The sequence below is a fragment of the Clostridium tarantellae genome (assembly GCF_009295725.1).
Lineage (GTDB): Bacteria > Bacillota > Clostridia > Clostridiales > Clostridiaceae > Sarcina > Sarcina tarantellae.
Genome location: NZ_WHJC01000176.1, coordinates 1 through 7,074, shown reverse-complemented (window position 1 = coordinate 7,074; position 7,074 = coordinate 1). Strand labels below are relative to the sequence as shown.

Annotated in this window: 6 protein-coding genes; 2 read left to right on the top strand and 4 right to left on the bottom strand. The window is 23.9% G+C overall.

Annotated features, from left to right (window positions below):
- Nucleotides 1–90: 90 nt before the first annotated feature.
- A complete protein-coding gene (locus tag GBZ86_RS10800; RefSeq protein WP_152890554.1) occupies nt 91–504 on the bottom strand; it encodes a GNAT family N-acetyltransferase in 414 nt (137 codons plus the stop codon).
- A gap of 232 nt (nt 505–736) precedes the next feature.
- Nucleotides 737–982: a hypothetical protein gene (locus GBZ86_RS10795; protein WP_152890552.1), complete on the bottom strand. Its 246-nt coding sequence runs from the start codon at nt 980–982 to the stop codon at nt 737–739.
- A gap of 338 nt (nt 983–1,320) precedes the next feature.
- On the opposite strand from GBZ86_RS10795, the gene GBZ86_RS10790 reads away from it, so the two are divergent.
- Together GBZ86_RS10790 and GBZ86_RS10785 are read left to right on the top strand one after the other, a co-directional pair.
- Nucleotides 1,321–2,025: an ABC transporter ATP-binding protein gene (locus GBZ86_RS10790; protein ID WP_152890550.1), complete on the top strand. Its 705-nt coding sequence runs from the start codon at nt 1,321–1,323 to the stop codon at nt 2,023–2,025.
- 2 nt (nt 2,026–2,027) lie between these two features.
- Nucleotides 2,028–5,282, top strand: coding sequence for an ABC transporter permease (locus tag GBZ86_RS10785; protein ID WP_152890548.1), 3,255 nt, complete (start codon nt 2,028–2,030; stop codon nt 5,280–5,282).
- A gap of 19 nt (nt 5,283–5,301) precedes the next feature.
- On the opposite strand, the gene GBZ86_RS10780 is transcribed toward GBZ86_RS10785, so the two are convergent.
- Nucleotides 5,302–6,135 carry a RelA/SpoT domain-containing protein gene (locus GBZ86_RS10780; protein ID WP_152890546.1) on the bottom strand — a complete coding sequence of 278 codons (834 nt, stop codon included), beginning with the start codon at nt 6,133–6,135 and terminating at the stop codon, nt 5,302–5,304.
- A 58-nt stretch (nt 6,136–6,193) separates the two neighbouring features.
- A complete protein-coding gene (locus GBZ86_RS10775; protein WP_234885154.1) occupies nt 6,194–6,916 on the bottom strand; it encodes a DUF975 family protein in 723 nt (240 codons plus the stop codon).
- Between the last annotated feature and the right edge of the window lie 158 nt (nt 6,917–7,074).

Genomic DNA, 7,074 nt, shown 5'->3' with positions numbered 1-7,074 from the left:
TTTTAATTAAAATACTTTTTAATTAAATAAAGAATTTTTATAGAAAAAGATGATTTATTTTTGACAATAAATCATCTTTTAAAGTTAGTTTTATAAGTTTTTTTTATAAAAAAGTTCACCAATTTTATTTTCATTTATTCCAGCAAGAATACCACACTCTTCAAATCCTTTTGAAAGATGCCATTTTTGAGAATTTAAATTATTAGTCATAGTAGAGCTTAAAAGTATAGTTTGTCCAGAATCTTTTAAGTATTCTTCAAGAAATTTAAGAAGACTATGAGCTACTCCTAATTTTCTATAATTTTCTTTTATAACTATATAGCTGATAAAAGGCAAATGAGTCCAAAGATACTCTATTTTTAAACAACCTATTATATCATTGTCATACTCTACTACAATAACTTCATTTGATTTAATTTTATTTAATATTTTTTCAGTATTTCTATGCAAATCTAATTCAACACAAGAGTTTAAATCTTCTTTTCTTGCAAATCTAAAATTCATTATTGTCCCTCCATAGTATATATTTAATTTCAATTATATTACAATTTTCTTTGGAATTAAATAATAGAATAATTTTTTTTCAACTTACAATCATATATATAAATAATAATGGTTATGATAGATAATTATTAAGAGGTAATGTCTATCATAACCATTGTTAGTAACGTAATAATTAATATTCATAATTTTATAAAATATAGCCAATACTTCTAATGTTATAGTTAATGAAGTATTATTTATCTTTTAAATAATATCTTATTGTTAATGAATGTTCTGAATTTTCACATGATTCATCTACACAAAAATCATCCTCAGTCATTAAACGTTTCATTAAATTACACACATCATTAATTTTATCTTGTAAGTTAAAAGTATTTATTATTTCATCAGATGATAAGTCCATATATGGAATTCCACTTGTTTTAGCGGTTATAAATTTTTCTTTAATATCTTTATATATGTTGTCTGTAATATTCATGAAATCCCCCCTTTAAATAATTCATAAATTTTAGAAAACGTATTCTTTGATGAGTTACACAAAACAAAGCAAACTTTTAAAAGTGTAATTTAATTATATCATATAATTACATAAAAGTTAAATATTTTAAAGTGATTTAAAAAATAAAACTTAAAAAATTACATTTATTGTATTATTAAGATTTTATTAGATATTTTAAATAGAAGTTTATTTGTAAATAATTAAAAAAATAATTAAAAAATAGTAATAAAAAAGTAATATTATACAACTTTAAAATAATATTTAACATGTGTTATAATTTTTTTAAAAGTTTACAAAGGATATGGAGGGGGATTAAGTTGAAAAAATATATTGAGTTTATAGATGTTAAAAAGATTTATGGTTCTGGTGAAGCACAAATTAAAGCTCTAGATGGTGTGAATTTTTCTATAGATAAAGGAGAATTTGTAGTTGTGGCTGGTGCAAGTGGTGCAGGAAAAAGTACTATATTAAATATGCTAGGAGGTATGGATTCCCCTAGTAGTGGAAAAATATATGTCAATGGAAATGAGGTAAGTATCTTTAATGAAAAACAATTAACTACATATAGAAGAGATGATATTGGATTTGTTTTTCAGTTTTATAATTTAGTTCAAAATCTTACTGCTAAAGAAAATGTAGAGCTAGCAACTCAAATTTGTAAAAATCCTTTAAATATAGATGAGGTGTTAGAGGCCGTAGGACTTGCACATAGGAAGAAAAATTTTCCGTCTCAATTATCTGGTGGAGAACAACAAAGAGTTGCTATTGCTCGTGCTTTAGCTAAAAATCCAAAACTATTATTATGTGATGAACCTACAGGGGCATTAGATTATAATACGGGAAAATCTATATTAAAATTATTACAGGATACATGTAAAGAAATGGGGATGACAGTAATAATTATAACTCATAATCTTGCTATTACTCCTATGGGAAATAAGGTTATTAGTGTAAAAAATGGTAAGGTTCATAGTGTTACTTTAAATGAAAATCCAATGTCAGTAGAAAGGATTGAGTGGTAATTATGAAAAATGCTTTATTAAAGGACACCTTTAGAGAAATTAAAAAGTCCTTTGGTAGGTTTATGTCCATATTTATTATAGTAACATTAGGAGTAGCTTTTTTTTCAGGAATAAAAGTAGCAGCACCGGATATGTTAAATACAGCTGATACTTATTTTGATAATTATAAATTTATGGATGTTAAGTTGGTTTCTACCTTAGGATTTTCACAAGAAGATATTGATTTCATAAAAAATGTTCCACAAATAAAGGGTATATTTGCAACACATTCTATGGAGGCTATTACTAAAATTAATAATAAAGAAATGGTTGTAAAGATAGAAGGCATTCCTTTAGGAGACAATTTAAATAATGATGAAAATTATTTAAATAGAGTAAATTTAATTAAAGGAAGATATCCAGAAAAGGAAGATGAATGTTTAATTGAAGCTCCATACATTGTTGAAGGTGATTCAGCATTTAAAATAGGAGATACTATAAAACTTAATTCTGGAACAGATAAAAGTATTACTGATAATTTAAAATTAAATGAATATAAAATAGTAGGAATTGTTCAAAGTCCTAATTATATATCAGCAGAAAAAGGAAGCAGTGCTATTGGTAACGGTAGAATAAGTAAATATGTAATGATTCCTGAAGAAGATTTTAAAATGGATGCTTATACAGAAGTATATTTAACAGTTAAAGATGCTGATAGTAAATCAACCTATAAAGATAGTTATTTTGACATAATAAATCCTGTTAAAAGTTCTTTACAAAAAATTGGTGATGAAAGAAGTATCATTAGGTATGAGCAAATATTAAAAGATGCTAATGAAGAACTTCAAAGGGGAAATAAAGAATTAGCTGATAATAAGTTAAAAGCTGAGGAAGAATTTAAAAAAGCAGAAGCAAAGATATCTGAAGGAAAAGATAAGATTTTAAAAGGTGAAAAAGAATTAAATTTAAAAGAAAAAGAATTTAATTCCAATATGGAAAATGTAACTACTAAATTATCTCAAGGAGAAGAAAAACTAATACAGGGAGAAAAAGAATATAATTATAAATTAAATCAATTTAATGATAATAAGGGTACTATAGAAAATACTATAAAAAATACAGAAGAAGATGTATTAAAAATAGAAAAAAATTTAATAGTTAAACAAAATAAAATTAATGATCTTAAGGTGCAATTAAATTCATCAGATATTTCAGATGCAGAAAAAAATATTTTAAAAGAAGAACTTAAAAAAGAAGAAAATGAACTACATGCACTTAAAGCATTAATAAATAAAAATAAAGAAGAAATGCAATATAAAAAGAATATGTTGATTGTAGGCTCAGAACAATTACAAAAAATTAAAGATACAATAGATAGTTCAAAAAAAGAAATAAAAAATCAAAAAGCTAATATTGAAGAAGGAAAGAAAAAAGCAATCAATGAATTTAATAAAGCTAAATATGAAATTTCAAAGGGAAAAGAGGAAATTAAAAAAGCAGAAGAAGAATTAGTTAAAAGAAAAAAAGAAGCAGAAGAAGAAATAAAAAAAGCAGAAGAAAAAATAAATGATGCTGAAAATAAAATTAAAGATATTCCAGAAGGTAAATGGTATGTTTTAGATAGAAATTCTAATTATGGTTATGTAGGATATAAACAAGCAGCAGATACAGTTAATGCTATTGCAAAAGTGTTTCCAATATTTTTCTTTTTGGTAGCAGCCTTAATTTGTTCAACTACTATGACTAGAATGGTAGATGAAAATAGAATCAATATAGGAACTTTAAAAGCTTTAGGATATGGAAAATTTAATATTGCAAGTAAATATATTCTTTATGCAGTTATAGCTAGTTTTGGGGGGAGCATTTTAGGAGTAACTATTGGCTTTACCATATTTCCAGTAGTCATATTTAAGGCTTATAGCATGATGTATGCATTACCTAAATTAATATTAAGTTTTAATTTATTTTTAGCATTAATAGGAACTTTAATAGCAGTTCTTGTTACAACCTTAGCAGCATTTTTTGCTTGTAATAGTGAATTAAAGGAAGTTCCAGCTATGCTTATGAGACCTAAAGCGCCTAAAGAAGGTAAAAGAATATTTTTAGAAAGAATAGATTTTATTTGGAAGAGACTAAACTTCATTGAAAAGGTAACAGCAAGAAATTTATTTAGATATAAAAAGCGTTTCTTTATGACTGTTTTAGGAATTGCAGGATGTACAGCTTTATTAGTTACTGGATTTGGAATAAGAGATTCTATAAGTTCTATGGAAACAAAGCAATTTGGGGATATATTTAATTATGATGTAACTATATCATTAAATAAAAAAGTTGAATTAAATAAAAACTCTCAAATATTTAAAGAAATTAATAATGATAAAAGATTATTAGATAGTATGATAATAAGTAGTAAAAATACAAAAGCGTATGCTAATGACATTAAAAAGGATGTAAATATAATAGTTCCTGAAGATATTAATAAATTAAAAGAATTTATTAAATTAAGAAATAGGACAAATAAGGATATATTAAATATTTCATCAAAGGGTGTTATAATAAGTGAAAAACTTAGTAAGTTATTAAAGGTAAAGGTTGGAGAAACTATTGAAATAGAAAATAATGATGGAAAAAGAGTAAAAGCAATTGTAGATGGAATAACTGAAAATTATGTATCTCACTTTATTTATATGAGTAAAGAAGTATATGAAAAAACTTATGGAGGAAAGTTGGAGTTTAATCAGATTTTATCTAAATGTGATGGTAATTCAAAAGCATTGCAAGAAGAGTTAAGCTTAGACCTTATGAGTAGAGGTGGTGTTTCATCCGTATCCTTTAATTCATCAGAAAATAGTAGTTTTAGTAGTATGCTTGAAAATTTAAATTATGTAGTAATATTAATAATAATATCAGCAGGAGCTTTAGCATTTGTAGTTTTATACAATCTTAATAATGTTAATATAAGTGAAAGATTACGTGAAATTGCTACAATAAAAGTACTTGGATTTTATGATAAAGAAGTATCAGCATATGTATATAGAGAAAATATTATATTAACAATTATAGGTACGCTTTTAGGTTTATTTTTAGGAATATTTTTGCATAGATTTATTATGTTAACAGCAGAACTTGAAAATATTATGTTTGGAAGGGATATAAGACTTATAAGCTTTATATATTCAGCTTTAATAACAATTATTTTTGCATTTCTAGTAAATTTTGTGATGTATTTCAAATTGAAAAAAATAAATATGGTTGAATCTTTAAAATCTGTTGACTAAAGCACTTAAGGAACTGAGATTATAACTCATGTTCCTTAAGTTTTTCTTTTAATATAATAATTTCTTCATTTAATAAATGAATTTCTTCATTTTTTTCTTTAATAATATTTTCATAAGAATCTTCAATAGAAATTAAATTTTTATTTAATAAATTTATAAGTGAAGCCATTTCATCCGCACTTCCAGATATTCGATTAAATAAAAGTAAATTAGCCTCAAGTAATTTGGGAATTTCTTTATGTGTATAACGTAACTGATGATCAATTTCTCCATAAGCTTCTTCAAAGATAGTTCTTACTTGAATTTCAGCAATAACTTTTTGATTAGTAGGATAAAATTCAATAAGGTAATGAACAGAGCGATATCCTGATTTTCTTGATTGGACTTTAATGTCTAATTCTTCAAAACGTTCAGTAACGTCACCATCTCTAACATTAGCGGTTATTTCTATTACTTTCCAAGTGTTTAGAATAAATTCATGAATATCTTCCCAATCTTCTTTAAAAATATGAATAGCTCTTATTCCTATTAAATCATTAATTTCTTCTTTGTAATTATCAACAGTAAATTTAAAATTTTCTCCATACTTTTCTTTTCTATCAGGAGTTTTTCTAATTAATTTTTCTATTAATCTATCAGGATTTTTACATCTAGCTTTTACCGTGTGAATTTTATTGTGAGTTCTAAGAATATTAGCTATAAAATCAGCTTGATTTTCATAATTATCCTTAAGACTATAAAAATCTTTATAAATTTCATATAAGTTATCCCAATCAATATTATATTCTTTAATATTTTTATATACGTGAGGATATTTACTTAAAAAAGTATTTTTATTTAAATTGGAATTCATAATAAAATATTGCTAAAAAATTATAAAGTAAATATTTAGCAACATTGCACCTCCTTTATTATAAATTTATGCTAGATTCTTCTTCAGATTTATTATATTTTAATTTTTTAAGTTCAATATAAAAGTTTGCTTTAGTTGTGAATATATAGGGATATAAAAATATGGAACCTACAAACCATGTAAATACATTTGCAATACTCCATCCAATAAAGCTTAAATTTAAAATTAATAACGTTATTAGATTTCCTTTCATTAAAAAAAAGCTTTTTTTAATGACTTCTATAATATTTATTTTAGGATTATCCACTAATATAAATGGAATTTGAGAAGTATATAGTTCTACTATTATAAAAAGTAATAAAACTAAAATAGTTAATATGTACATAAGAATAATATTTCCATAAACAGTTAATCCTATTACCATTAAAAATAATGGTATAAATAAAAGCATTTTTAATAGATTAAATAATATAAATTTAAAATAAATTCTAGGAGAAACTAGTAAATTAGAAAATTTAATTTTTTTTTCTTTAGTTAATGTTAAATATAAAAATGATTGAGTTAAAAGAGAATAAATATTAATTAAAGTAGTTATACAAAGTGAAAAAACTAAAATAGTAATAGTGTTCATATTAATAGTATTTAATTCAATATTAGGTATCATAAAACTTTGAATAATGATACTTATAATACTCAATATTAAAGTTGCTAAAGCTGCATTGCTCCAATTTCCACGTAATTGGTCTTTAGCTTTTGTTTTTAATTCTGCTCTGCTTAACATAAAATAGCCTCCTTTATTATTATATAATAATTAGTCGGTTGCGGAATTCCGCAACCATTAATTCACCTAACTTTTTTGAAGTTAAGTTTTTATATTTTCCTCCAGTATGGCACAATATAAATAACAAGAAATAAAAACACCAACAGGAGGTAAATAAC